Annotated in this window: 22 protein-coding genes; 15 read left to right on the top strand and 7 right to left on the bottom strand. The window is 33.5% G+C overall.

The window, feature by feature from the left end; genetic code table 11:
• Positions 1-63 precede the first annotated feature (63 nt).
• The 3 genes from IMCC3317_RS08320 to IMCC3317_RS08310 all read right to left on the bottom strand — a co-directional run bounded on the left by IMCC3317_RS08320 (position 64) and on the right by IMCC3317_RS08310 (position 2,684).
• The gene (locus IMCC3317_RS08320) at positions 64-1,005 is read right to left on the bottom strand and encodes a glycosyltransferase family 2 protein (protein WP_160129062.1); all 942 of its coding nucleotides are present in this window, start codon (positions 1,003-1,005) and stop codon (positions 64-66) included.
• Complete coding sequence (locus IMCC3317_RS08315) at positions 1,005-1,901, bottom strand: glycosyltransferase family 2 protein (RefSeq protein WP_160129061.1); 897 nt, start codon at positions 1,899-1,901, stop codon at positions 1,005-1,007. Before IMCC3317_RS08315 ends, IMCC3317_RS08320 begins: the two co-directional genes overlap by 1 nt.
• Before the next feature lie 102 nt (positions 1,902-2,003).
• A complete protein-coding gene (locus IMCC3317_RS08310) occupies positions 2,004-2,684 on the bottom strand; it encodes a cell division ATP-binding protein FtsE (RefSeq protein WP_160129060.1) in 681 nt (226 codons plus the stop codon).
• A 381-nt stretch (positions 2,685-3,065) separates the two neighbouring features.
• Between IMCC3317_RS08310 and IMCC3317_RS08305 the strand changes: the two genes are divergently transcribed.
• The 5 genes from IMCC3317_RS08305 (at position 3,066) to IMCC3317_RS08285 (ending at position 11,667) form a co-directional block, all read left to right on the top strand.
• On the top strand, positions 3,066-6,101 hold the full coding sequence (locus IMCC3317_RS08305) for a tetratricopeptide repeat protein (RefSeq protein ID WP_160129059.1): 3,036 nt from the start codon (positions 3,066-3,068) through the stop codon (positions 6,099-6,101).
• Positions 6,102-6,152: 51 nt separating this feature from the next.
• Positions 6,153-7,892 carry a TonB-dependent receptor gene (locus IMCC3317_RS08300; RefSeq protein ID WP_160129058.1) on the top strand — a complete coding sequence of 580 codons (1,740 nt, stop codon included), beginning with the start codon at positions 6,153-6,155 and terminating at the stop codon, positions 7,890-7,892.
• A gap of 200 nt (positions 7,893-8,092) precedes the next feature.
• Positions 8,093-9,073, top strand: a complete 981-nt coding sequence (locus tag IMCC3317_RS08295) for a DNA cytosine methyltransferase (protein ID WP_160129057.1) — start codon at positions 8,093-8,095, stop codon at positions 9,071-9,073.
• Positions 9,073-9,828, top strand: coding sequence for a hypothetical protein (locus IMCC3317_RS08290; RefSeq protein ID WP_160129056.1), 756 nt, complete (start codon positions 9,073-9,075; stop codon positions 9,826-9,828). Before IMCC3317_RS08295 ends, IMCC3317_RS08290 begins: the two co-directional genes overlap by 1 nt.
• 207 nt (positions 9,829-10,035) lie before the next feature.
• On the top strand, positions 10,036-11,667 hold the full coding sequence (locus IMCC3317_RS08285) for an amidohydrolase (RefSeq protein WP_160129055.1): 1,632 nt from the start codon (positions 10,036-10,038) through the stop codon (positions 11,665-11,667).
• A 307-nt stretch (positions 11,668-11,974) separates the two neighbouring features.
• Here the strand turns inward: IMCC3317_RS08285 and IMCC3317_RS08280 are convergent, their stop codons facing one another.
• Positions 11,975-12,514, bottom strand: a complete 540-nt coding sequence (locus IMCC3317_RS08280; protein WP_160129054.1) for a DUF2911 domain-containing protein — start codon at positions 12,512-12,514, stop codon at positions 11,975-11,977.
• A gap of 195 nt (positions 12,515-12,709) precedes the next feature.
• Between IMCC3317_RS08280 and IMCC3317_RS08275 the strand changes: the two genes are divergently transcribed.
• From IMCC3317_RS08275 to IMCC3317_RS08265, 3 genes are all read left to right on the top strand, one after another.
• The gene (locus tag IMCC3317_RS08275; protein ID WP_160129053.1) at positions 12,710-12,877 is read left to right on the top strand and encodes a hypothetical protein; all 168 of its coding nucleotides are present in this window, start codon (positions 12,710-12,712) and stop codon (positions 12,875-12,877) included.
• A gap of 221 nt (positions 12,878-13,098) precedes the next feature.
• Positions 13,099-14,763 carry an asparagine synthase B gene (gene asnB, locus IMCC3317_RS08270; RefSeq protein ID WP_160129052.1) on the top strand — a complete coding sequence of 555 codons (1,665 nt, stop codon included), beginning with the start codon at positions 13,099-13,101 and terminating at the stop codon, positions 14,761-14,763.
• Positions 14,764-14,931: 168 nt separating this feature from the next.
• The gene (locus IMCC3317_RS08265; protein WP_160129051.1) at positions 14,932-15,954 is read left to right on the top strand and encodes a dipeptide epimerase; all 1,023 of its coding nucleotides are present in this window, start codon (positions 14,932-14,934) and stop codon (positions 15,952-15,954) included.
• Between the two features lie 7 nt (positions 15,955-15,961).
• On the opposite strand, the gene IMCC3317_RS08260 is transcribed toward IMCC3317_RS08265, so the two are convergent.
• Positions 15,962-16,735, bottom strand: coding sequence for a hypothetical protein (locus tag IMCC3317_RS08260; protein WP_160129050.1), 774 nt, complete (start codon positions 16,733-16,735; stop codon positions 15,962-15,964).
• A 159-nt stretch (positions 16,736-16,894) separates the two neighbouring features.
• Here IMCC3317_RS08260 and IMCC3317_RS08255 point away from each other — a divergent pair, with 159 nt between their 5' ends.
• Positions 16,895-17,524, top strand: a complete 630-nt coding sequence (locus IMCC3317_RS08255) for a hypothetical protein (RefSeq protein ID WP_160129049.1) — start codon at positions 16,895-16,897, stop codon at positions 17,522-17,524.
• A 366-nt stretch (positions 17,525-17,890) separates the two neighbouring features.
• Here IMCC3317_RS08255 and IMCC3317_RS08250 read toward each other — a convergent pair whose 3' ends face one another.
• Positions 17,891-18,904: a T9SS type A sorting domain-containing protein gene (locus IMCC3317_RS08250; protein WP_160129048.1), complete on the bottom strand. Its 1,014-nt coding sequence runs from the start codon at positions 18,902-18,904 to the stop codon at positions 17,891-17,893.
• Positions 18,905-19,293: 389 nt separating this feature from the next.
• Between IMCC3317_RS08250 and gyrB the strand changes: the two genes are divergently transcribed.
• Positions 19,294-21,231 (top strand): DNA topoisomerase (ATP-hydrolyzing) subunit B, encoded by a 1,938-nt coding sequence (gyrB, locus tag IMCC3317_RS08245; RefSeq protein WP_160129047.1) that lies wholly within the window; start codon positions 19,294-19,296, stop codon positions 21,229-21,231.
• 82 nt (positions 21,232-21,313) lie between these two features.
• Here gyrB and IMCC3317_RS08240 read toward each other — a convergent pair whose 3' ends face one another.
• Positions 21,314-22,054, bottom strand: a complete 741-nt coding sequence (locus tag IMCC3317_RS08240) for a T9SS type A sorting domain-containing protein (protein ID WP_160129046.1) — start codon at positions 22,052-22,054, stop codon at positions 21,314-21,316.
• A gap of 234 nt (positions 22,055-22,288) precedes the next feature.
• Between IMCC3317_RS08240 and IMCC3317_RS08235 the strand changes: the two genes are divergently transcribed.
• The 5 genes from IMCC3317_RS08235 (at position 22,289) to IMCC3317_RS08215 (ending at position 26,813) form a co-directional block, all read left to right on the top strand.
• Entirely contained in the window at positions 22,289-23,302 is a 1,014-nt protein-coding gene (locus IMCC3317_RS08235) for a DUF6588 family protein (RefSeq protein WP_160129045.1), read from the top strand.
• An 88-nt stretch (positions 23,303-23,390) separates the two neighbouring features.
• Positions 23,391-24,317 carry a malate dehydrogenase gene (gene mdh / locus IMCC3317_RS08230; protein ID WP_160129044.1) on the top strand — a complete coding sequence of 309 codons (927 nt, stop codon included), beginning with the start codon at positions 23,391-23,393 and terminating at the stop codon, positions 24,315-24,317.
• Positions 24,318-24,404: 87 nt separating this feature from the next.
• Entirely contained in the window at positions 24,405-25,058 is a 654-nt protein-coding gene (locus tag IMCC3317_RS08225) for a DUF4412 domain-containing protein (RefSeq protein WP_160129043.1), read from the top strand.
• 75 nt (positions 25,059-25,133) lie between these two features.
• The gene (locus IMCC3317_RS08220) at positions 25,134-26,093 is read left to right on the top strand and encodes a SecDF P1 head subdomain-containing protein (RefSeq protein ID WP_160129042.1); all 960 of its coding nucleotides are present in this window, start codon (positions 25,134-25,136) and stop codon (positions 26,091-26,093) included.
• Positions 26,094-26,186: 93 nt separating this feature from the next.
• Complete coding sequence (locus tag IMCC3317_RS08215) at positions 26,187-26,813, top strand: hypothetical protein (protein WP_160129041.1); 627 nt, start codon at positions 26,187-26,189, stop codon at positions 26,811-26,813.
• Positions 26,814-26,868 lie beyond the last annotated feature (55 nt).

Below are 26,868 nucleotides of genomic sequence, written 5' to 3'. Positions count from 1 at the left end.
TTACTTCTTCAAAACAACGAATTAACGAACAACAAATCAACAAAAACAAAGGAGCAAAGCGACCTAAAAAGAAGTCACTCTGACATTTCGCTTCAACAAAAAACCTTTAACCTTTTTCAAAAGCAATATTACAAATCGAGGACTTTTTAATAACAATCGTTGTTTAAAAGTCAAATTGTTATAATCCAACTGTTTCAGCATTGCATTTCGTTGTGGAATTGCGTTTTCAAAAGTATACATAGACGCAAAAATATAACGATACAAATCCAAGTATTTTTTTAGTGACGGATTCTCTTTTGCTAATGTTTCATAACTGTCTAAATCGGGCAATACTTTAGAAGCAATTCCAGCGCGACTCATCTGATTTGGCACATCGAATCGTACTTTAGAAAGCATTTCATACTGATACGCAATTTTGTACTTTGAACCGTAATTTATATAAAAATCTATATCTTCTGCAAACGTAATTTCTGGATTAAAAACAGTTTTTTCTTTGCAAATTTCTTTTTTAAACGCGACGCTACTTTGCGAGAATATTGGTTGAAACATGCTGGCTTCAAAAAAATCGGGCATTAAGAATGAAGTTCCTTTTCGGGAAATTGGAATGTTTTTTTTTGGCGATAAATCTTCTTGCGATTCGTACATTTCGGCATAATCTGTTCCATAAACAGATGCTTCTGGAAAAGTTTCATGTAGGTTTTTAATAGCTTCCAAAAAGGTTGGAAGCCACAAATCATCTGCATCTAACAATGCAATAATTTCGCCTGAAGCATTCGTAATTCCGTGATTTCTTGTAGCAGAAAGACCTAAGTTTTTCGAGTTTTCTATCAGCTTAATTCTCGGATCTAAAATTTGAGAAACAACAGAAACACTTTTATCCGTACTCGCATCATTTACGACCAACAATTCAAAATCAGCAACAGTTTGCTGCAACACACTTTCAATCGTTTGTTGAATGTAATTTTCTTTGTTATAAAGCGGAATGATTACGGAAAATAGTGGCATTATTGGTGCTTATCTAAGTGACAAAGATACGTTAATCTGTATAAGTCAAAAATAAACATGGACGGATTGTTGGAAAGCAAATTTTTCTCAAAGCGATTTCCAAACCATGAATACATACTTGACAATACATGATTTAAACTAAATTTTTTCATGCGTGTAAACACTTTGGTAATCAAAATATCATCGTGTTCAATCAAGTTGTTTTTTAAGAAAATTACCAACACTTCAACAGATTCCATTGATTTTCGAATAAAATCGGCACTTGTGTCCAAACCTAAATGATACACAGGATTTTGAATATGTGTCATATGAATTTCGGCATGTTTCAAATCGTTGGCAAACAACGTATCTTCATGACGCGCATTCGGAATATCTTCGTTAAATTTTACTTTGTGAAATACACTTTTCTTAATCAAGAAACTCAACGTTAAAAATCGTAAATAGATAGCTTCTTCACGTTGTTTTACATTTAATGCTTCACGTTCTTTTCCATAAATCCAACGCAATACATTTTCCTGTTTCGGTTTTTCTTCTTGATATAAAATTCCACCATAAATCACTTCTTTTTCATCCGAAATTGCTTCTATATATTTTGTGATGAAATCTTTTTTTACAGGAATCACATCTGCATCTAAAAATAATAACCAATTATAACTTGCTTTTTGTGCTAATAAATTTCGAATTCGGCTGCGACCGATATTTTCTGGTAATACAGTATAAGAAGCATTCGAAAAAGAATTGATACGTTCATTTTGTTTGACGGTTTCCAAGTTGGTTGAATGATCGTCCAAACACAAAATTTCAAAAACAGCTTCCGTTTTCAGTAACTGCGAATGTATTTCTTCCACCAAAGTGGAAATATCGTAATCGTATGTCGGAATGAGAATTGAAAGCATTAGTTGGTTGCAATTAAAACGGTTTCGGGAGATGAAAATTCAACATATATATCTTATTCATCGGGTTTGTAATGTACAGTTTTTAGTTGAATTTTAAACGAATTAGGCATTTTTTTGAACAACTTCAAAGACTTTCCCTTCGTCGCATTTTAAAGTTTTGGAAGGATATTTTAGAAGCAACGCATAATCATGTGTCGCCATTAAAATAGTACGTCCGTTTTTATTAATTTCTTGCAATACTTGCATAACCTCAATACTGGTTTGCGGATCTAAATTTCCAGTTGGTTCATCAGCAAGAATCAGTTCAGGATCATTTAAAAGTGCGCGCGCAATTGCAATTCGTTGTTGTTCGCCACCAGAAAGTTGATACGGAAATTTGAAATTTTTCGTTTTCATGTCAACTTTATCCAAAACCTCATCAATCTTTGCCTGCATTTTTTCTTTGTCTTTCCAGCCAGTCGCTTTCAATACAAATAGTAAATTATCAGCAACTGTACGATCTTGTAACAATTGGAAATCTTGAAAAACAATGCCAAGTTTTCTGCGTAAAAAAGGAATCTCTTTCTCTTTTAGGGTTTTCAAATTAAAATCTACAATACTTCCTTCGCCATTTGTAAGTGGCAAATCGCCATACAAAGTTTTCATAAAACTACTTTTTCCCGAACCAGTTTTCCCGATAAGGTATACAAAATCGCCTTTATTTATCGTAAGATTGACTTCTGAAAGAATAAGATTTTCACGTTGAAAAATAGAAACGCCTCTAAGGTTGAGAATTTGCTCCATGAATTTGAATTGTGTGTGATTTTAAATCGAATACACAAAGTAAACAATTAAACTGCAATACAAAAAACTAAAGTGAAGAAAAGAAGATATTTAAAATTTCTGATAAAAAAAGGAAGCGAAAATGATTCACATCATTACAATTGGTAAGATTTTTTGTCTTTAAGAATTGTTAAGAAAATACTAAATAAACCGTTGAAATTAGTATTTAAACTACATTGGTATAATTATCCACAAAAAGACACGTTATCTCTATGTGTAAAATGTATTTCTTACGATAAATGCTAGCTTAGAAAGTTAGCGAAACACATATTTTTGCGTAAGTTTGTAAGGAATAAAAATACAATCGCAATTCATTGCAAAACTCATAAAACAACAAGATTCATGAGCAAAAAAAATCTTCAATTTATTCTATGTTTCGTGCTATTATGTTTTAATCTCTCTTATGCACAAAAAACCAAAGTGTATACACACGATTTAAAGGATTATAACGAAGCACTACATTTGTACAATAGTAAACAATATCAAGCTTCGCAAGCACTTTTTGACAGAGTGAAAGGCGGAACTTCCGATTATGAAACTGAAGCAAATTGTGTCTATTATATTGCCAATTGTGCCGTCCGATTGAATCAACTTGGCGCAGACAAAATGATGGAAGATTTTGTAGAAAAATATCCAACAAGTACCAAGCGGAATTCTGCTTATATTGACGTTGCCAATTATTATTTTGAGAATGGAAAGTATGCGCGCGCGTTGAAATGGTATGACAAATCAGGTGAAAGCAGTTTGACCAATTCGCAACGGGAAGAATACAATTTCAAAAAAGGATACGCGTATTTTACTTCTAAAAAGTACGATCAGGCGAAAACATATTTTCAAAAATTATTAGATTCGCCAAAATACGGTTCGCAAGCAAAATATTATACAGGATATATTGCGTATCAAGAAGATGATTACAAACAAGCCAACGAATATTTTGAAGGTGTTTCTGAAGAAGACGAATACAATGAAAAGCTATCGTATTTTAAAGCAGACATGAATTTTAAGCTTGGGAATTTTCAAAAAGCAATTGATTTATCTGAAAAAGAATTGCCAAATGCAGACCGAAAAGAAATTTCGGAACTTAATAAAATCATAGGAGAAAGTTATTTCAATCTAGAAAAATATGCAGAAGCAATTCCACATTTAAAAGCATATAAAGGAAAAAAAGGACGTTGGAATAACACCGATTTCTATCAATTGGGATATGCGTATTACAAACAACAGGAATATGAAAACGCTATAAGTCAATTCAATAAAATTGTAGATGGAAGTAATTTTGTAGCGCAAAATGCATATTATCACTTAGGTGAATGTTACTTACATACAGACAAAAAGCAGGAAGCATTAAATGCCTTTCGAAATGCTTCTCAAATGGATTTTGATTTAAAGATTCAAGAAGATGCAGGATTAAATTATGCACGATTGAGTTATGAAATCGGGAATCCTTACGAAAGTGTACCTTCTGTTTTAACATCTTATTTAAAGAAATATCCGGAAACGGAACATCAAGCAGAATTGGAAGAATTATTGGTGAGTTCATATATTACGTCTAAAGATTATGAAGCAGCTTTAAATTTATTAGAAGCGAGCAAAAAATACAGCGACAAAGCAACCTACCAAAAAGTAGCGTTTTACAGAGCTATCGAATTGTTTAACGATAGTAAATATCAAGAAGCATTAAGTTATTTTGAAAAATCACTGAAAGAAAACGAATCTTCGGAATATACTGCGCGAGCAACTTTTTGGAAAGCGGAAACAAATTACACATTAGATAATTATGATGTCGCTTTGGAAGGTTTTAAATCGTTTGCAAACGCGAATATTACTGACACAGAAGAAGCACAAACTATTGATTATAACTTGGCGTATACATATTTTAAACAAAAAGAATACGCGAATGCAATTGCTAGTTTTGAAAAATTCGTTACAAACAACGCTGACGATAAAGGACGCGTGAATGATAGTTATTTACGTTTAGGAGATAGTCATTTTGTAACGAGTGAATATGCAGACGCCATTAAAGCGTATGACAAAGCAATTGCAATGAAAGGCGTTGATGAAGATTATGCATATTTTCAAAAAGCAATTAGTTATGGATTTACAGGAAAAACAAACACAAAAATTAGTGAATTAGACAATTTCACAAAGAAATATACAAATTCATCGTTGCGTGATGATGCTTTATACGAATTAGGAAATACCTATATCAACGCAGAAAACACAGCAAAAGGATTAGACGCGTATGCACAAATGATTGCTGAGTATCCTAAAAGTTCGTACGTTTCAAAAACGATGTTGAAACAAGGATTAATCAATTATAATGAAGGAAAAAATCAAGTTGCGTTGACGAAATTCAGATCGGTTGTAGCGAAATTTCCAAATACGGAAGAAGCGATTCAAGCGGTTGCAACTGCAAAATTGATTTATATCGAATTAGGACAAGTAGAAGTGTATGCAAATTGGGTAAAAAATCTTGACTTTGTAGATGTTACAGATGCCGAATTGGATAAAGCTACGTATGAATCTGCCGAAAAACAATTCATCCAAAACAATACAAATAAAGCTATTGAAGGATTTGAAAAGTACATTCAGCAATTTCCAAATGGCTTAAGTTCAATCAAAGCAAATTTCTACTTAGCACAATCATACTTCAGCAAAGGAGAAACGCAAAAAACTATTCCGTATTACGAATATGTTTTACAAAACGAACGTAACGAATATACAGAACAAGCATTGGCTCGATTGGCGCAAGTATTACTAGAAACAGACAATTACGTCAAAGCAATTCCTGTATTAAAACGATTGGAAGAAAGTGCTGATTTTCCGCAAAACGTAACCTTTGCGCAATCAAACTTAATGAAAGCGAATTACGAATTAAAGAAATATGCAGCTGCAGTAAACTATGCTGAAAAAGTATTGGCAAATGACAAAGTAGACAATCGAATTAAAAGTGATGCACATGTAATTATTGCGCGTTCGGCAATTGAAACAAACAATGAAGACAAAGCAAAAGCAGCGTATGCAGAAGTGCAAAAAATTGCAACAGGAAAATTAGCGGCAGAAGCATTGTATTACGATGCGTATTTCAAAAACAAAGAAAACGATTATGAAGGTTCAAACAAAGTTGTGCAGAAATTAGTCAAAGACTATTCGAGCTACAAACAATTTGGCGCAAAAGGATTAATTGTTATGGCTAAAAATTTCTATGCGCTAAAAGATTCGTTCCAAGCAACGTACATTTTGGAAAGTGTGATTAAAAACTTCACAAAATATCCAGACGAAGTTGCGAAAGCGGAAGCAGAATTGGCAAAAATAAAAACTGCTGAAGCAAAGCGTAATTCATCGGTAACACCAACCAAAACAGAAGATGGAAACTAATACCAAAGCGACAATTTGAAATCAAACACAAACATACAAAGCAAGCAACATATGCGAAACCAACTATTAAAATCAAGTTTTATAGTAGCGATATTCTTTATGGCTAATTTGGCGAGTGCTCAAGACAAGGATAAAGACAAAGACAAGGAAACGATTGGAACGGAAGTTGTAAACGTTGTAAAACCGTATACGCCTTCTGTCTCTGATGCTTTCAAAATAAAGCAAACACCTTCGTTGAACGACAAGGAAACGGCAACAAAAAAGGAAATCAAATATGCTATATTTTCGTTTCCAGTTGCGTCAACATTTACACCAGCAAAAGGAAAAGCAGAAGGTTTAAAGAAAGCGAAACGTGAAAAATTATACAATACATATATTTCGCTCGGTTTAGGAAACTACAACACAGCCGCGCTCGATTTTTACACAAGTAGAGCAATTAGCAGAGATGAAACGTTTGATATTTCGTTGCGTCATCATTCGTCGCAAGGCGGAATTGACGGTGTAGAATTGGATGATAAATTCTTTGATACAAAACTAGATTTGGCATATATAAATCGCAGTCGAGACTTATCATGGAAAGCAAAAGCGGGTTATCAGCATCAAGTTTATAATTGGTATGGTTTGCCAGAAGGATTTCTAACGCCATCACAAATTGGTACGATTGACGAACAACAAACGTATCACAATATATACTTAGGTGGCGATGTAAAAATGGACGATTCGTTCTTTAACGGAGGAAAAGTGCAATACAGAAGAATGTTTGATGCAGCTAGTTCAGGAGAAAATCGATTGATTTTACAACCAGAATTTGAAGTAGAAATTGCTGGCGAACTCATCAAAACCATCGTTGATGTAGATTATGTTGGTGGAACATTCAAAAATAATTATTTCGGAACAGGAAGTATTGATTATAGCATTCTAAAAGCAGGAATCTCGCCGAGTTTGGTAATTTTAAGAGATGATTTGACAGTGAATTTAGGCGCAGCAATTTACTATGGTTTAGATGCAGAAAACAGTACGAACGACATCTTTGTCTATCCAAGAATTACGGCACAATACAGATTAAATGGAGATAACATTATCGCTTACGCGGGATTGGAAGGAGATTTAAAGCAAAATTCGTATTACGACTTTGTACAGACAAACTATTTCGTGTCGCCAACATTAGCAATTGCCCCAACAGACCAACAATACAACGGATACTTAGGAATTAAAGGAAAATTAACATCTAACGTAAGTTACAATCTTAGAGGTTCGTACATTTCAGAAAACAACAAATCGTTATTCAAACTAAACGAATTCAATCCGAGTCCAGACAATGGTTACACATACGGAAACTCGTTTAATGTTGTGTATGATGATGTAAGTACAATATCTGTGTTTGGAGAATTGAATGTAGATATTACAAGCAATTTCAAATTTGGAGTCAAAGCAGAATATTTCAATTACAGCACAGATCAGCAAGAAGAAGCTTGGAACTTACCAGACTTAGAAGCTTCCATTTTTGCAGATTATCAAATCACGGAAAAATGGTTTGCAGGTGCAAATATCTTTTACATTGGCGAACGTAAGGATAAATTTACCGATCCACTTGTTGATATAGAAGGAACAATAATTGCGTTAGACAGTTTCTTTGATGTAAATGCTCATGTTGGGTATCGTTTCAATGACAGACTATCAGCGTTTGTAAAAGCAAACAACATTGCAAATCAAGACTATCAACGTTGGGCAAACTTTCCTGTACAACAATTTCAAATCATGGCAGGAGCAACGTATAAGTTCGATTTCTAAAAAAAAGAAAACATACAAAACATACGAAAAGCGTTCAATTCATTTTGAACGCTTTTTTTTTGTGAATTTTCTTTACGAAGTAAAAAACAATCTAATGAAACATTTAAAAGATTATTTGGTTTAATTTGATTAACATCTCTTTGTTCATTAAATTTTTTCGTAAAACTAAAAATTTTAAAATAGAATGTTATCTTTGAAAGATGTATCAAGAAAAATTAAAATTCATAGATCTCTTCTGTGGAATTGGAGGTTTTAGAGTAGCTTTTGAAAAAGCTTGTAAAGAAAATGATGTGAAATCTGAATGCGTATTTTCGTCTGACATTGATAAATATGCACAAGATAGTTACGAAGCAAATTTTGGAGAAAGACCTTCTGGAGATATCACAAAAATTGATGAAAAAAGCATTCCAAATCATGATATTCTTTTTGCAGGATTTCCGTGCCAACCTTTTAGTATAATTGGACAAATGAAAGGAATGAATGATACTAGAGGAACTCTTTTTTTTGATATTGCCCGTATTCTAAAAGAGAAACAACCAAAAGCTTTTGTTTTAGAAAATGTAAAGCAACTTGTTGGACATGATAAAGGTAAAACATTAAAGGTAATAGTTCAATCTCTAAAAGATTTAGATTACCATGTTCAATATAGCGTCTTAAATGCTTTAGATTATGGATTGCCACAAAAACGTGAACGTGTTGTTATCGTTGGACACAAAGAACCAATTATGTTTACTTTTCCAAATCCAGAAAAGCCTTATAAATCATTGGCTAAAATTTTAGAAAAAAAGATTGATGATAAATATTTCGCTTCAGAACATATTAGAAATAAAAGACTAGAAAAACATAAATCATCTTACTATCCTTCTATTTGGCATGAGAACAAATCTGGTAATATTTGTTCCTATCCATATTCTTGTGCTCTTCGTTCTGGAGCTTCTCATAATTATTTATTAGTTAATGGAGAAAGACGATTGACACCAAGGGAAATGTTTAGGCTTCAAGGTTTTCCTGATAAATATAAAATTATAGTTAGTGATGCACAAGCAAAGAAACAAGCTGGAAATGCTGTTCCAGTAAACATGATTAAAGCAGTAATTGATAAATTACTGCCATATGTAGATGCTAGCCTTGATCAAACTGAGGTTTTAAAAGAATATGATTTACAACTTAATGCAAGTTAATGTCAAAAAAACGTCAATCACCTAAATTAAGAACTGTAAACAAGTCAGTTGCAGCTTATCCATTAAATCAATTTAGCTCTGAATTTCCATATACACTTGGACAAGAAATTGTTTACTTGTTAGCAAGTAAAGGAAGAGCAGATTTAGAAGGTTCTGAATGGGAACAAATATTTGCCATATGTATTGGAGCAGATTGGAAACCATCTAATGTTGGCTTAGATGATGTTGTAATGGGAAATACTGCTTGGGGAGCGAAAACTGTAAAATCTAATGTTAAAGATTTCAAAGATTTAAAAAAAATACGTTTGATTTCTGGGCGCAATTCACCTGTTTATTCTTATGGAGCAACAATTGATACTTCTGCTAATCCAAACTTAATTGGAGAGCAAGTTTTGGAAATTTGGAATGAACGCGTTTCTGCAATTAGAGAGAAATTTAAAAATTTAAGAACTGTTGTCCTTGTTAAATCCAATGACCTTTCTCAAGTTGCTGTGTTCGAATTTGATACTATTAGATACGATTCAGATTTTTACGATTTTATTTGGAATCTAAGAGGTAATCTTGAAGGCTTCGAGAAAGGAACAAAAACTAAAAGGTTTACTTGGCAACCACATGGTTCTCAATTTACAATTCACGAAGGTGTACCTGAACAAACTTTAATTCTTAATATTAAGCAACCCGAAAAACTAAACAAGGAAAAAATACTCGAAACGATCGGATTTGACAAATCTTGGGTAACAATTAAGCGGAAATAAAAGCTAAGCACAAGAAGATTAGTAAATTTAATAGATTGTTCTGTGTGTACATTTAAAATCTTACGGATTCTCTGATGGCTCTGTTTTCTTTCTGCGAGCAAATAAAATGAAAATTATCAGCTCAAAATTGACTTATTTAAAATTAATGAATTTATAGAACTACTTTTTTAAAACTGAATATGTTTAACCAACATAAAAAATAACCAAATGAACAAAACATTACTACTCATACTATTATCAATAATCACAATTTCCTGTTCTGATAAAGAAAAAGAACAAGTAGATTTAATTGTTTCCAATGCAAAAATCTATACAGTAGATACTGAATTTTCAAATGCAGAAGCATTCGCAATAAAAGATGGGAAATTTGTAGCGGTTGGAACTTCTGAAGAAATTCAAGAAAAATACCAAGCAACAGAAACACTAGATGCGAATGGAAAAGCTGTATTGCCAGGATTCATCGATGCGCATTGTCACTTTTACGGATTGGGTTTAAATAAACAAAGTGTCAATTTGGTTGGAACTAAAAGTTTTGACGAAATCATAACAAAACTTGAAGCGTTTCAAAAAGAAAAAAATGCGCCATTTATCACAGGAAGAGGTTGGGATCAAAACGATTGGGAAGTGAAAGAGTTTCCAACAAAAGAACGTTTAGATAAACTATTTCCAAACACACCAGTTGCGCTGACACGTGTTGATGGACATGCATATTTAGTAAATCAAAAAGCGTTGGATATGGCAGGAATTACTTCGAAAACAAAAATTTTTGGTGGAGAAATTCAATTATTAAACGGAAAACTCACAGGAATTATCATCGACAATCCAATGGATCTGATAGATAAAATCATTCCGCAACCAAATCGCATGCAGCAAATTCAAGCATTGCAAGATGCTGAAAAGGAATGTTTCTCATATGGTTTAACAACCGTAAACGACGCAGGATTAAACAAAAACACCATCAATCTAATAGACAGTTTGCAAAAAGCGGATGCGCTTCACATGCGTGTATATGCAATGATTAGCAATACGCCAGAAAACGTTGCACATTACATTGACAAAAAGCCATACAAAACGGATTATTTAAATGTGCGTTCGTTCAAAGTATATGGCGATGGCGCATTAGGTTCTCGTGGCGCAGTCTTAAAAGAATCCTATTCCGACAAGGAAAATCATTTTGGGGCTATGGTAATTAGTCCAGAAGAATTGGAAAAACTAGCTATAAAAATTGCTAAAACTGAGTATCAAATGAATACGCATGCGATTGGCGATTCTGCAAACTATCAAGTCTTAAAAACCTATGCAAATGCGCTAAAAGGACAAACAAATCGTCGTTGGAAAGTAGAACACGCACAAGTTATTGATGAAACAGATTTTGATCTATTCACAAATAAAAACATCATTCCGTCAGTGCAACCAACGCACGCAACAAGTGATATGTATTGGGCAGGCGAACGTTTAGGAAATGAACGTGTAAAAGGTGCATATGCGTATAAAAAACTTCTGAATCTATCTGGTAAAATTGCTTTAGGAACTGACTTTCCTGTAGAATATGTAAGTACATTTAAAACGTTTTATGCCGCTGTCGCTAGAAAAGACTCAGAGTACTATCCAAAAGATGGTTATCAAATAGAAAATGCGCTTTCGCGTGAAGAAACTCTCAAAGGAATGACCATTTGGGCAGCATATAGTAACTTCGAAGAAAACGAAAAAGGGAGCATTGAAGTTGGTAAATTCGCAGATTTCATCATTTTAGACAAAAACATTATGGAAATTCCTGAAGATGAAATTTTGAGTACAACTGTTGAGGAAACGTATTTGGCTGGAAAAAAGGTGAAATAGACTTCTTGGATAGTTGGACTTATTAGACTGCTTAGATTTTCAAAAATAGGAGCATTGAGCGGAGTCGAAATGTAGATATTAGATCGCGCTGATGCGCTTTTAGATAAAAGCTGTGTATCATTTAACGTACAGAGCGTCATTACGAACGCTAGTGAAGTAATCTGTTTATTGAGGAGCAGATTGCCGCAAATTTTTCCAAAATTCTCGCAAAGACGTTTCAAATAAACTCCTCATAAAACAAAAAACTCAGAAGTATATAACTTCTGAGTTTTTCAAATAACCAATAATAACAATAAATAAAGAATAATTAAAAACTAAACGGTACAGCAACCATAATATTGTCCCATGCTAATATCATGTTGGCACCATCAGTTTCTTTTGTGAATGCAATAGAAAAATATTCTATCGCATCAGTATTATTAACAGGAACGTCAATGCGGGCAACATCTTTATCTTTATCATAATAATAAGATCCCCAAACGTCCGTGTCTGAATTTAAAATAATTGTCCAAGATTTTTTACCTGGAATTGTTAACAATGTATAGGTTCCGGCTTTAATTTCTTTTTCTCCTAGTTTTACATCTTTGAAAAAAGTAATTTCGGTTGCTTCATTTGCACCTGTTCGCCAAATTTTATCATAAGGAACCAAGTTTCCAAAAACAGTTCTTCCTTTCTTTTGAGGTCTTCCGTACAAAACTTTAATTACGGGCGGCGCATTTCGCATCGCTTTAAAATAACTAATGTCGTGTGGGCTTTTGTCAATATCACTAAATTTCTGAGCAGAAACATTGATACTGAGTAATAAAGTGACTATAAGAAGTCCTGTAGCTAAAAATCGCTTTTTCATGGTGCTTATTTTTCGATATAAATTTACTAAAAGTTATTCTTAGCATAATGTTAAACTTTCGTTTGAGATGTTAAAGTTGCGTACGAACAAGAAGTTTGCATGGAAATAAGTAAGGTGAAGCCGTATTTCTTTCCTAAATAATTGCCGTAAATTTAAAATATTAGGAAACTTAAAAAATTCACAAAAACTAAAATTATGAAAAAACAATCCTTAAAAAACGTATTACGCCTAAAAAGAGCAACTATTGTAAGCTTTGTAAATCGTCAAACAATTAATGGTGGAATCAAAAATGAAACTGGTGAATCTTGTGTAGATGTTTGCGAAACACGTGAAAATCTCGAATGTTCTTGGGGAGCCAAATAATACATACTTTAGTAGTGATATAATCTGAAGTGAATCATAAAGAATAAACTCTTTTTTTATAGGTTGAAAGTTTGTAAGCCTTTTTTTAATAAAAAAGTTAAGAATGTTATTAAAGTTATCTTTTTTAGTTATAATGTGTAAGTATAAATCAACAACATGTTTTTAAATTGAAAGTTTAAGTTCATATTTGCATTGTAATTATAACAGAAAAAATTAAAACTATGTGTGGAATTGTATGCGCTTTTGATCTAAAAGAAAAAGCAGAAGTATTACGACCTCAACTTTTAGAAATGTCGAAAAAAATTCGTCATCGTGGACCGGATTGGAGCGGAATTTATAGTAATGATAATGCAATCTTATCGCATGAACGTTTGGCAATTGTAGATCCAGCTTCTGGAAAACAACCATTATTCAGCGAAGACAAGCAATTAATATTGGCTGCAAATGGTGAAATATACAATCATAGAGAATTACGTAAGCAATTTAAAGACACTTATAAATTTCAAACGCAATCCGATTGTGAAGTCATTCTAGCATTATATAAAGAAAAAGGAAATACATTCTTGGACGAACTCAACGGAATCTTCGGATTTGCAATTTACGATGTACAACAAGATTCGTACTTAGTTGCCAGAGATCACATGGGAATTATTCCATTATATATAGGTTGGGACAAAAACGGAACATTTTACGTTGCTTCTGAGTTAAAAGCATTAGAAGGTGTTTGTAGTAAAATAGAAGTATTTCCTCCAGGACACTATTTAGATAGTAAAGAAGGAGAATTAAAACAATGGTACCAACGCGATTGGATGGACTATGAAGCTGTAAAAGATAACCAAACAAGTATTGACGAATTGCGTGATGCCTTAGAAGCGTCAATTCACAGACAATTAATGTCAGATGTGCCCTATGGAGTGTTACTTTCTGGCGGATTGGATTCTTCCATTACTTCTGCTGTGGCGAAAAAATATGCGCAAAAACGTATAGAAACCGACGATACAAGTGAAGCTTGGTGGCCACAATTACATTCATTCTCCATTGGATTAGATGGTTCTCCAGATTTGGCTGCTGCCCAAAAAGTTGCAGATCATATTGGAACGGTTCATCACGAAGTGAAATTTACCATTCAAGAAGGTTTAGACGCAATTAAAGATGTTATTTATCATTTAGAAACCTATGATATTACGACAATTCGTGCGTCAACTCCAATGTATTTATTGGCAAGAGTTATCAAATCGATGGGAATTAAAATGGTCTTATCTGGTGAAGGTGCAGACGAAATTTTCGGAGGATATTTATATTTCCACAAAGCACCAAGCGCAGAAGAATTACACAAAGAAACCGTTCGTAAACTTGAAAAATTGTATCAATACGATTGTTTGCGTGCCAACAAATCGTTAGCCGCTTGGGGAATTGAAGGCCGTGTGCCTTTCCTTGACAAAGAATTTATGGATGTTGCCATGCGCATCAATCCGCAAGATAAAATGATCAACGGTGAACGCATGGAAAAGTGGGTTTTGCGTAAAGCATTTGAATCATATTTACCAGAAAGTGTTGCGTGGCGACAAAAAGAACAATTCAGTGATGGCGTTGGTTACAACTGGATTGACACACTAAAAGAATTAGTAAATAGCGAAGTATCAGACGAACAATTGGCAAACGCTGCGTACAGATTTCCAGTTCAAACACCAAGAGCCAAAGAAGAATATTACTATCGTACTATTTTTGAAGAACATTTTCCATCGGAAACTGCTGCTTTAACGGTTCCATCGGTTCCTTCAGTAGCGTGTAGTTCGGTAACAGCTTTGGAATGGGATGAATCTTTCAAAAACATGAATGATCCTTCTGGTAGAGCAGTTGCAAGTGTGCATGATGAGGCGTATTAGAGTTTAAGGTTCAAGGATTCAAGGATTCAAAGATTCAAAAATTGAATGATTGAAACATTTAAGTTACATTATTAAAACAAATAATTTCGAATAAAGAAAAGCGTCATATATTTACTATGGCGCTTTTTTCTGTCTTATAAATAATTATGAAATCTGTATCTTTAAAACATGAAATTACAACTGACTGTACAAAGTTTTGAGCTTCCGCTGAAAAATCCGTTTACCATTTCTCGGTATACGGTTACGATTCAAAAAACGGTGGTGGTTTCTATTTCTGATGGAAATTTTGTTGGATATGGAGAATCAACGGTGAATCCATATTACAATAGTACGATTGAAAGTTTGAAGGCTTCCGCAGAAAGTGTAAAGTATATATTTAATGATATTGAAGAAAATTTACATCCTGCCGAACTCTGGAAACGATTACAACCAAAATTAGAAGATAATTATTTTGCATTGTGCGCGATTGATACTGCATATTGGGATTTGTACGCAAAACAACAACAAAAACCATTGCGTAGGTTTTGGAGTGAGAATGATGAAAATCTGCCGAAAACGAATTTTACCATTGGAATCGATTCGATTGACGTCATGAAATCAAAGATTGAAGAAACGCCTTGGCCAATCTATAAAATAAAACTAGGCACAAAAAACGATCTTGAAATTATACGGGAACTTCGTAAAATTACGGATTCAGTTTTTAGAGTTGATGCCAATTGTGCTTGGACAGTAGACGAAACTCTAGAAAATGCAAAGATTCTTAAAGAATTAAATGTAGAGTTTATAGAGCAACCACTAAAAGCTGACAATTGGAACGGCATGAAAATTTTGAAAGAGAAAAGTGTATTGCCAATTATTGCCGACGAAAGTTGTTTAAAGTTAGAAGATGTTTCAAAATGTGCAGAAGTTTTTCACGGAATCAATATCAAGTTGATGAAATGTGGCGGAATTACGTCTGCATTGCAAATGATTCAAATCGCGAAAGCGAAACAACTCAAAATCATGGTAGGTTGCATGACAGAATCTTCTATAGGAATTTCAAATTTGGCGCAACTTGCATCGTTGTTAGATTACATTGACGCAGATGGCGCGCTGTTATTACAAAGCGATATTGCAAAAGGAGTTACGTTCAATAATGGTAAAATTTTATTTGCTGACGGAAATGGTTCAGGAGCAGCACTTCAACTATAAATAAGGGTTAAAAGCCATTTTTATTTATAGATTCCATAAATGGACTTTTAAATGGAATCCAATCTGTAGCTTTAGAAGTTTTTCCATCAGAATTTACAGGCGTAAAACGAACTTTATAATCTCCCTTTCGGCTAAAACTAAAAGCTCCGGAACACATTCCGTGACCGACACTAAGTTTATTGTTATTGGATTTAATATAATAAACTTTTGTAGTATTCGTAGAAACGTCTAATAATTCAGTTTTATACCAAGCTTGCTTATTTGGATCATTTTTAACATCAAACACAGCATATACTGCTGGACCGCAACCATATTGTTCTACAATTGATTCTTTGTACGTTGTAGTAATTGAAGTTCTTAGTTTTGTGCTATATTTTTGATTCGTAGTGATCCAATATAAAGGTTTTTTGCCTCCATAAAAGCGATGCTGAAGTTCAATGGTTTCGCTATCCGTCTGATTTTCATATTTCAAAGAATACTTCGTGTTTGGTTGCAATGTTTTTGAAGGAATAAAAATAGCTTGTGCTAAACTAAAAGAACTGTATAAAATTTCTTGAAGCTTCAATTCTACAAGTTCGCCAGTTCCACTTTGTAAATATACTTTTCTGTTATGAAAGGATTTAATGGTTTTTTTGCTCATTGCATATCCTTCAATAATAAACATTGAATTGCGATTAATTTCTTTCTCTAAAGGATAAAAAGTCATACCGCTTCCCATACAATCAGCGCCAGCTTTTTGAAGTCCAAAAATTAATACGAGAAGTAGAAGTGATTTTTTCATAATAAATGGTTTGTGCATCTAATCATCAAATAGTATTCCATTATTAACATTATATTTAATTTGCGAAAATCACAAAAAATAAAATTTTCATTCGTGATTACAGTCATTTATTCTGTGTAAATCACAATACTTTTGAATTGAATTTAAAACGTATTCACTATGAAACATGTAATTTCAATTCTCGTAACAGTATTTTTAAGTCTTAGTTTCGCAACAGCGCAAAACGATTCCTCTATTTTTGATTCGTTTGACAATGCAACATTTGCCATTGGCGGCGGAATTTTTATGCCACAAGGACAATTAAGTAATTACTTTGGCACAGCTCCATTTTTAGAAATTAGCGGAAACTTTCCGTTGCGCAGAAAAAGAGCGATTAGCTTAACGTTGCAAGTAGTTGTGCCAAATCAGAAAGATGATTTTTTGTATCGAAGAACAATTGACACAATTCAAGCAAAAAGTACAATGATGCTTAATTTTACGGTAAATTTCAAAAAAAGTTTGCACACAACAGCAAAAGGAAACCTTGAATTAAAACTAGGTTTAGGTGTTTCTGCAATTACTACTGATGCCCGAAATCCATTTTACAGCGGAGACGAAGGCGAAGAAAAATACGAAACCGTAAGCGCAGTTTTATTCAGTCCAGGATTGGAATATCAATATAAATTTAGCGAAGGAAATAAATTTGTCATAGGAGTTAGTGTAAATTATGCTCCGTACAAAGTAGAAGGCGCAGTACGGGAAAATATTGGTGGTTTGGCACTTGTCCCCAAAATTTCATATGTTTTTTAATAAACTAATGTGAGTTCAATATAAATCTACTCAAATAAAATTTTGAACATATTTTAAAAAGAAGTAATAAGTATCTGATTGTCATATTTTTAGTTTCGTTTTCTTTGTGCGCACAAAGAAAAGAAAGTGCGCTTTTCCAGAGGTATTTTTAGTTTTTCTTTTTGGGAAAAACTAAAACCGCATGAATTTTTCTAAATTTTCTCCAAGGATTCAAAAATTTTTAACGAAAAATCCCTGCTATACTGCGGAAAAGACAAAAAACACACTCCTAGTTTTTATATCGAACTAGCGTTAAACTAATAAACTAAAAACGCTCAACATCTATTATAATAAATATTGAGCGTTTTTTTATATAAAAATACTTCGTTATTGCTTGATAAATTTTTTGGTTGCAGATTGTCCAGCTTCCGTTTCAAGCGTCATAAAATACATTCCTTTTTGTAAATTGCTTACTGAAATATTTTCTGTATGTTGATTTGTAGTAAAAACAGTTCTTCCTTGAATATCTACAATTTTCACTGTTTTTATAACTTGATTGTCTTCTGAATCAATCCTTATAAAATCTTTAGTAGGATTCGGATATAACTTAAAACGAGAAGCTTCAATCGTATTTCTAGAAAGTGTGATGGCTGTATTACGTTCATAGGTTTCTGTGGTTTCATCAACGCCTAAAAGCGCAGAAACAATATGTGCATTATTATATCTGTATGCTAAATTATCGGCAGTATTATCATAATAGTAATATGTTGTTTGTGTCAACGTTCCTATATTATTAAATGGTGGGACACTAAAATTTAAGTTTTGGTCAATACGCAAACGTGTTACATTTCCAGTATAGCCTCCACAACAAAGAAGGTCGTTCATAGTTAATGTTCCATACGCATCAACGGTTGCGGTTAAAGTTCCTGTAAAAGTTCCGTTGGTACCTTGATATGAAAATGTACCTGAAACAGCTCCCGAATTATTTGCTCCAAAACTTAATGGAAACAATCCAATAAAAGCATTTGTGCCACTGTAATTTAACGTAATATCTCCTTGTGAAACTCCTGTGATAGAAGTTCCGCTTCCATCTTCTTTCAAGAAAAATTCACTTACCGTTGGCGTTCCACCTTGTGATGTAATAGATAAAACTTGTGTTGTGCCAGGATACGTAGTTAATTGACCAGCAGTTGGAGCTGCATACGTATCAATATTTGTTCCGGAAGGAGTTGGTCCACTAAAATCCCAAACGGCATTAGCGCCTGTTGGTGTTTGATCAACTGGCATAGTAGGATTAACGATGGTAAAATCAGAATTTGGATCACTCGTAAATGTTGAAATCGTTTGAGAAAAGCAAGCATAACCGAATAGTGATGCAAGCAATAGTAATTTTGTTTTCATTGATTAATATTTAGTAGAATAGTTGTTAGTGACGTAAAATTACTAAAAACAATAGGTATGCATGTGAAAAAATGCATTTTTCTGTTGATAAAAAGGGATTTACAGGTGTTTTTACTTAAAAAACGAACGTCAAAATATCGCTTCTACGGGCTTGGTTTATTTCTCTTTCATACAGGAAGAAAAAAACGGTTTCAAAATAGCGTAAAAGCTGTTTTAAGACATTTTAAGCAGTTTTCTGCAAAAAGGTCAAATGTTAATAACTATTTAAAAAGCAGCTTAAAAGTGTTTAAAAATGAATTTATGAAGTCTTATATTTGTTTGTTTAACAACAGAATGAATAAGAACGTTTTACGCAGTTCTAAAACTATAAAAATTTAAGCAAAACATATATGAGCGAAGAAAAGAAAGATCAATATTCTGCTGATAGTATACAGGCATTAGAAGGAATGGAGCATGTACGTATGCGTCCTTCCATGTATATTGGAGATGTTGGTACACGCGGATTACATCATTTAGTATATGAAGTTGTCGATAATTCTATTGATGAAGCACTAGCAGGTCATTGCGACGTTATAAGCGTTGTAATCAATGAAGATAACTCCATTACGACTGAAGATAATGGGCGTGGTATTCCAATTGGGATTCACAAAAAAGAAGGTGTTTCGGCATTAGAAGTTGTAATGACGAAAATTGGTGCTGGTGGAAAATTTGATAAAGATTCCTATAAAGTATCTGGTGGATTGCACGGAGTTGGTGTATCGGTTGTAAATGCCCTTTCTACTCACTTAAAAGCAACAGTTTTTAGAGAAGGAAAAGTTTGGGAACAAGAATATGAACGCGGAAAACCTTTATATCCAACAAAAGCAGTTGGAGATTCTGATAAAACTGGTACGGTAGTAATGTTTAGACCAGATGCGTCTATATTTACACAAACTTTAGAATACAACTACGAAACCATCGCAAATCGTATGCGCGAATTGTCATACCTTAACAAAGGAATCACAATCACACTTACGGATAAACGTAACAAAGACGAAAAAGGAGAATTTGTCCATGAAGTTTTTCATTCTACCGAAGGATTAAAAGAATTTATAAGATATTTAGACGGAAACCGTGTACAAATCATTAGCGATGTAATTGCTTTTGAAGGAGAGAAAAACGGAATTCCAGTTGAGGTTGCAATGACGTATAACACTTCGTATTCTGAAAATTTACATTCATATGTAAACAATATCAATACACACGAAGGTGGAACACACTTATCAGGATTTAGAAGAGGTTTAACGCATACGCTGAAAAAATATGCAGAAGGAACAGGATTATTAGACAAATTAAAGTTTGACATTGCTGGAGATGATTTCCGCGAAGGACTAACCGCAATTATTTCTGTAAAAGTCCAAGAGCCACAATTTGAAGGACAAACCAAAACAAAATTAGGAAACCGTGAAGTATCTGCATCTGTAAGTCAGGCAGTATCAGAAATGCTAACGGATTACTTAGAAGAACATCCAGACGACGCTAAAACTATTGTGCAAAAAGTAGTGTTAGCTGCGCAAGCGCGTCATGCCGCACAAAAAGCGCGTGAAATGGTACAGCGTAAAACGGTGATGAGTATTGGAGGTTTGCCTGGGAAACTGAGTGACTGCTCTGAGCAAGATCCTGCAAAATGTGAAGTATTTCTTGTCGAGGGAGATTCGGCAGGTGGAACGGCAAAACAAGGTCGTGACCGTATGTTTCAAGCAATTTTACCATTACGTGGAAAAATCTTGAACGTAGAGAAAGCAATGAAGCACAAAGTTTTTGAAAACGAAGAAATCAAAAATATCTTTACAGCGCTTGGTGTAACTATCGGAACCGAAGAAGATAGTCAAGCATTAAACCTTTCAAAATTAAGATATCATAAAGTAGTGATTATGTGTGATGCCGATGTCGATGGATCGCATATTTCTACATTAATCCTAACATTCTTTTTCCGTTACATGAAAGAATTGATTGAAAACGGACACATTTACATTGCTGCGCCACCATTATATTTGGTTAAAAAAGGAGCAAAACGTAAATATGCTTGGAACGATCAAGAACGTGATGTTATTGTTGAAGAGTTTGGCGGAGGAGCAGGAATTCAACGCTACAAAGGTCTTGGGGAAATGAACGCAGAACAATTGTGGGACACAACCATGAATCCAGAATTCAGAACATTACGTAAAATAGTAATTGATAGTGGAGCAGAAGCAGACAGAGTATTCTCCATGTTAATGGGAGACGAAGTGCCGCCACGTAGAGAGTTTATTGAAAAAAATGCAGTCTATGCAAATATTGATGCGTAATAATCATATTTCATAAAAACAAAAAAATGCCTCTTTTATGGGGCATTTTTTTGTGCATTAAAGTGATGCTAAAAAAAACGAATCATTCTTTGATTAATCGAGAAATATGCGTGTCTCCATCTTTATAAATAGTTTTTATAAAATAAATTCCAGGTGACAAAAATGATACGTCTAAGGAATTTTCTTGATGTGAAATTTTTGTTTCAAAAATAGTTGAACCTACTAATGAGAGTATTTCTATTTTTTCTACCGAAAACCCTTTGAAATTAAAATATAATTTCTTTTTTACGGGATTGGGATACATCACAATGCTTTTTTTACGAAACTTTTCAAGTGAAAGTATATAGTTTCCATGTACAGCTCTATTTCCTTCAGGCGTGTCAATTATTAATGTTTTATTACCATTACCTTCATCAATAATCTCATAATCAAAGGTTCTTGGCGAATTATAATTTCCAACAATTATAGTATCTAAGTATTGAGCTTCGAGTGTACAATAGAAAAAACATAATCCTAGGCTTACAGCTAAATCTTGAACTATAAATGTATCTGGATTGATGGTAAGTGATGATGATGAATTGAAAGCATAATTGATATCACCTCCGTTCGCATAAAAATCATAATTATTAGGTGATGATTCAACGAACTGAATTCCTGGATGGTAACCTTGGTTTGATGGATGCGGTTGTGTCACATTAATAGTATTCCCGTCAATTACCATATAATGTAATGTCCACATGTTTCCGCCTCCAATTAAATCTTGTTGTGCAAATCCAAAAGAAAAACAAATGAATGCACATATTAATAAAGTAATTTTTTTCATGTCGCAAAATTTTTACATAAAGATACGAATAATATTTATTGAGAAAAATGCAGTGTTTGCACGTATTGATGCGTAAATAATATTTTTTTTAGAAAACCATATCAAAGGCAATTACGTATTTAAGTATGTAGTTGCCTTTCTTTTTCTTTAAAAATGTAAAAAAGGGGCAATTTCCTGTATGTATTGTAGTACGTATTCATTATTTTTATCGCTTTAAATTTAACCTAACGAATTATGAAAAAATTACAACTCCTATTCATTGCTTTTTTAGCAATATCACATGTAAATGCCCAAGAAAATATTAACGAATTACTTGCTGCAGGTATTGATGATGCAAAAAGATTTACGACAGATTACATTGCGCCGGCATCAGAAGGTTTGGCTTACGGAATTAACACAGGTTGGTTTAATAGTGCAAAGGCACCAAAACGTTTCGGTTTTGAAATTTCAATAGTTGGAAATATATCTCTTATAAAAGATGAGAAAAAAGAATTTCAACTGAACGTTGCAGATTATGAAAATATTCGATTTCCAGACAACAGTCCGTCAAAAACGGTTGCAACAGCTTTAGGTCACAATGAACCTGATGTTACGGTAATAGTTACCTATGATGATCCAGTTTTTGGGAGTCAAGAAGTTGAAATTACATTACCAACAGGAATCGGTTCAGAAAATGTAGACATTATACCAACAGCTTATGTTCAAGCTAGTTTCTCACCATTTAAAGGAACACAAGTCAAAGCACGTTTCTTTCCAAAAGTAGATTCAGAAGATGTTGATTTAAGTACGTATGGTTTTGGAATTCAACAAGAATTTACTTCATGGTTGCCAGCCGAAAAAGCAATTCCAGTCGCTATTTCTGGTCTGATTGCGTATACACATTTAGATGCAAATTATGATTTTACTGAATCTAGTAATGTTAATGGAAACAATCAGCAAGTAGCAACGGAAGTAAATACCTTTCTATTTCAGTTAATTGTTGGGACAAAATTCAAAATCATCAACTTCTACGGAGGTTTAGGATACTTAAAAGGCGACTCAACCACAGACTTATTAGGAACATATACCGTAACAGATGGTGTATTATTCTCAGAAACTATCACAAATCCATTCTCCATAGAACAAGATATTTCAGGAGTTCGTGGTACAATTGGCGCAAATCTAAAACTAGGTTTTTTTAGTATAAATGCTGATTATTCTCTTGGTGAGTTTGACAGTGCAAGTCTTGGATTGAACTTTTCATTTTAAGAATATTTTAAGCCTTACTAATTTCATTAAAAGGAGATTAATTCGTACTTTTGCCGCTTAGAAACAATACATTAAAAAACCAAAAAATATGAAAGTTACAGTTGTAGGAGCAGGAGCCGTAGGTGCTAGTTGTGCAGAATATATTGCCATTAAAAACTTTGCTTCGGAAGTCGTTTTATTAGATATCAAAGAAGGATATGCAGAAGGAAAAGCTATGGATTTGATGCAAACAGCTTCATTAAATGGTTTTGATACTAAAATTACGGGAAGTACAAATGACTATTCTAAAACAGCTGGAAGTAATATTTGTGTAATTACTTCAGGAATTCCTCGTAAACCGGGAATGACACGTGAAGAATTAATCGGAATCAACGCAGGAATTGTAAAAACAGTTTCTTCAAGTTTAATTGAGCATTCTCCAAATACAATTATCATTGTAGTAAGTAATCCAATGGATACAATGACATATTTGGTACACAAAACTACAGGATTGCCAAAAAGTAGAATTATTGGAATGGGCGGCGCTTTAGATAGTGCTCGTTTCAAATACAGATTAGCAGAAGCATTAGAAGCACCAATTTCTGATGTAGACGGAATGGTAATTGGTGGACACAGCGACAAAGGAATGGTTCCTTTAACGGCACACGCAACTCGTAACAGTGTAAAAGTTTCTGAATTTTTATCAGAAGACCGTTTAAACCAAGTAAAAGAAGATACCAAAGTTGGTGGAGCAACTCTTACCAAATTATTAGGAACTTCAGCTTGGTATGCGCCAGGAGCAGCAGTTTCTGGATTGGTACAGGCAATTGCTTGCGATCAAAAGAAAATGTTTCCTTGTTCTGTTTTATTAGAAGGAGAATACGGATTAAACGATTTATGTATCGGAGTTCCTGTAATTTTAGGGAAAAACGGAATAGAAAGTATTGTTGAAATCAAATTAAGCGATGCCGAAAAAGCACATATGGCAGAAAGTGCTGAAGGTGTAAAGAAAACAAACGGATTGTTAGAATTATAAAAATTATAAGTTCAAAATAAACACATTTAAAACCTCATCGCTATATAGCTTTGAGGTTTTTTTACAACCAAATTAAAAACAAAAATCATGAAAAAAATAGTTCTATTTCTAACGTTAGCATTCAGTGTAATGGCTTTTGCTCAAGAAAAAATCACAGAAGGGAAAATTACGTCAAAGCAAACCATGACTACAGACAATGAGCAAATGCAGGCTCAATTGGAAATGATGGGGAAAATGGAAACCATTACGTTCTTTAATGGAAAAAGTTCAAGATCAGAATTGACAAACCCAATGTCAGGTGATATTACAACGATTATCAACGCTGACAAAAACGAAATGTTAATGTTGATGGATAATCCTGCGCTTGGTAAAATGTACACATTGCAAAAAAATCTTGTAAATGAAGAGGATCTAAAAAATATTACGGTTGTTGAAGGCGATAAAACAAAAACGGTTTTAGGATACGAGTGCAAGCAATATAAGGTCACGATTAATAAAGACGGAGTGAAGATGGAAATGGAAATTTATACTACGGAAGCAATTCCGGTAGTATCACAGCAAGCTACTGCGTTAGGAGATAAAATGAAAGGATTTCCTTTATATACGATTATCAAAATGAACCAAATGGGAATGGACATGCTGATCACAACAGAAGTAACTAAAATTGAAAAAGAAAAAGTTTCTAAAGATTTATTTGATACTACGCCGCCAGAAGGTTACAAAAACATGAAAGAACAATAACATATAAATATCTTATATTTACAAAGGCTATAATGAGAATTGTAGCCTTTGTTGTTTAAAAAACTATATATTCTTATGAAAAAGAGATACTTACTAAGTTGTGTGCTTTTTTCAATATTTTGTTTAATAGCTTGTGATGGATTATTTTCTGGATCAAAAGCGCAAATTCAATTTGAAATTTTGGAAGATAACTTTGATGAAAATCAAAAAGAAAATGCGAAACTCGTAATTCAAAAACGATTACAATCTTTAGGTGCTAGAAATATTGAAATTACAACAACGCAGAAAAATATAATTGCAAATTATGAAAAAGGAGCTGATTCAATACTGACTTGGCAAAGTTTTCAAACTACTGGAAAGCTAGAGTTTTTTAAAGTATGTCAAGAGAAAAACCTCATTATTGATCATTTTCAAAAAATGGATACAATAGCTGAGAGCACTTCTGAAATATCTGAAAAAACGAATATTGAAAATATTTTAGACATTATCAATTTCAACTCTGGAGATTTTTATTTGGCATACGTAACCAAAGAAAATAAAGCACGTGTTGAGGAATTATTAATTGACAAAGAACCTGTTTTTATCAAATCTCTTGGAGGAAAAATAAAATTCTCATTTGGAAAACCAGATGAATATCAGCAAGGTAGATTGCCTCTATACGCAGTATTTGTAAGTTCAACGAATGAAGCTCCATTAGATGGAAGTTACATAACACAATCAAAAGCAGTTACTGGCTATACTGAAAACAGGTATGTAATTGATTTGCTAATGAATAAGGAAGGCGCTCTTATTTGGGAACAATTAACCGATGAAGTATATCGAGAAGGAGGAAATATAGCCATTGTTATTGATAATGTTGTATATTCAGCACCAAGTGTAAGTAATGGGAAAATTTCAGGTGGAAGGTCTCAAGTATCAGGAAATTTCACAAGAGATGAGGCTACCATGATGGCAAGTATTATTGGTTCAGGAGAACTTCCGAAACTAAAAATTATCAAAATGGGAGCTTTGAAAGAAACATCTCAATCGAAATAAATTCAAAACTAGTACAATACTATTCAACACCTTAAAACAAAATTAATTCCCGAAACGCTACACAGTTGTAGTCTTTATTTTTATATTTGACGCATGATTGCAAAAAAGTATTTTAGTGCTTTAATAATCTTTATCACGTTACTTGGTTTCTACCAGAAGCAAATACCTGCGCCAAATCAGCAGATTGAGCTTCAATTTACAGACCAAGCAGCTCTTTTTGAGGAAACTGAAGAAGTGATTTTGGCAATCAAAAAGCAATTAGAAGCGTTAGGTGTTGAAAACATTCAAGTTAAACAACAAGGCGGAACACTTAAAATTGCCTATTTCAGTACTGAAAAGATTACTGAAATCAAGAAAATTCTTTCCGAAGAAGGATTTGCCTCAAATAGCAAATCGCAAGAAATCCCAAGTAAAAACGCACTACAGTTTCACGAGTACGAAAATGCAGATAGCTATAAAATAGCTGTTTATGAGTTGCAAACAGATTTCAATCCGTATGTAGGAACTCACGGAAAATACATTCTATCATTACAAAAAGACTCCGACAAATCTCCAAATCCGAATCCGTTTGCCAATGCAAATTCGTTCCACACAGGAGAAATTAATATCACTATTGCGTTAGCGTATACGGAATCTAGTTATACGGCTATTCACATAGAAAACACTTCATACGAAATTCCAGATGTTCGCGCAGGACCTTTTGCTGCAATGCATTCATAAATCATTGGAATTTTAGTTTACAATACATTTACGAAAGCATCTTCCCGAAAAAATG

This window comes from Kordia antarctica (genome assembly GCF_009901525.1).
Taxonomy (GTDB): Bacteria; Bacteroidota; Bacteroidia; order Flavobacteriales; family Flavobacteriaceae; genus Kordia; species Kordia antarctica.
This window is presented reverse-complemented; position numbering and strand designations above follow the sequence as displayed.